This is a genomic window from Nonomuraea sp. NPDC049419, assembly GCF_040676995.1.
In the GTDB taxonomy this organism is placed as follows: Bacteria; Actinomycetota; Actinomycetes; order Streptosporangiales; family Streptosporangiaceae; genus Nonomuraea; species Nonomuraea salmonea.
In genome coordinates this window covers 1-1024 of the sequence record NZ_JBFAQB010000051.1, presented here as the reverse complement: position 1 = coordinate 1024, position 1024 = coordinate 1, and the positions used below count along the sequence as shown (strand labels likewise).

Sequence of the window (1024 nt, the reverse complement as noted above, 5' to 3'; positions counted from 1 at the left end):
CTAGGTCGTGTTTCATAAGGCACTGAGCCACTGGTTGATCGCAGCGATGATGACGACGGCTTCGTAGCGTACGGCGAGCTTGTCGTAACGGGTCGCCATGCCGCGGTTGCCTTTGAGCAGGTTGATGCCGCACTCCACAGCGTGACGCAGCCGGTAGAACGCGGGGTCGAAGGACGGCGGGCGACCTCCCTTCGATCCCTTGGCTCGCCGGTGAGCGTCCTGGTCGGTCTTGCTCGGAATGCACGCCTTGATCCCACGCCGGCGCAGATGAGTCCGGTTGGCCTTGCTGGTGTAGGCCTTGTCGGCCAGGACCCGATCCGGGCGGGTCCTGGGACGGCCACCGCCGAGGCGGGCCACCCGGATCTTGGCGAGCACCGGGATGAACTGCGGGCTGTCGCCCCGCTGCCCGGCGGTCACCACCGCAGCAAGCAGCTTGCGGCCCTGCTCGCAAGCCAGATGGGTCTTGGTGGTCAGCCCGCCGCGTGAGCGTCCCAGCGCATGATCGGCCGGCTCGCTGTGCACGCCGCCTGGTGGCTCCTTCTGCAGGTGGCCGTCCCGGCGGGCTCCGGCCGCGTGCTGGTGAGCCCGGGTAATCGTGGAGTCCACGCTCACCGTCCAATCGATCTCCCCGGCGGCGTCCGCACACGCCTGCAACGCCGCCAGGATCCGCGCCCAGACCCCCTCCCGCTGCCAGCGCCGGAACAAGCCGTACACGCTGAACCAATGGCCGTAGCAGGCAGGAACGTCCCGCCACGGCGCCCCGGTCCGGATCCGCCACCGGATCCCGTCGATCAACTGCCGCCTGCTCCACTTCGGCGGACGCCCCTTGCCCGATGCGGCAGGCAGATGCGGCTCCAGCGCCGCCCACTGCGCGTCAGTGAGGTCATGCCGCCTCGTCACCACTACGCTGGCCACGAGGTCTCCGGTATTTCGTTCTTCTTGGTCGTTGAACCAACTACCGGAGACCTCTTCGTTCAACGATCACCGACACGCCTCACACGTGATCTTTCGAAACACGGCCTAG

The 1024-nt window shown here is 67.5% G+C and carries 1 protein-coding gene; it reads right to left on the bottom strand.

Annotation, left to right across the window (positions count from 1 at the left end; translation table 11 throughout):
- Positions 1-12 precede the first annotated feature (12 nt).
- The gene (locus AB0K12_RS48365; protein WP_364576153.1) at positions 13-900 is read right to left on the bottom strand and encodes an IS5 family transposase; all 888 of its coding nucleotides are present in this window, start codon (positions 898-900) and stop codon (positions 13-15) included.
- Positions 901-1024 lie beyond the last annotated feature (124 nt).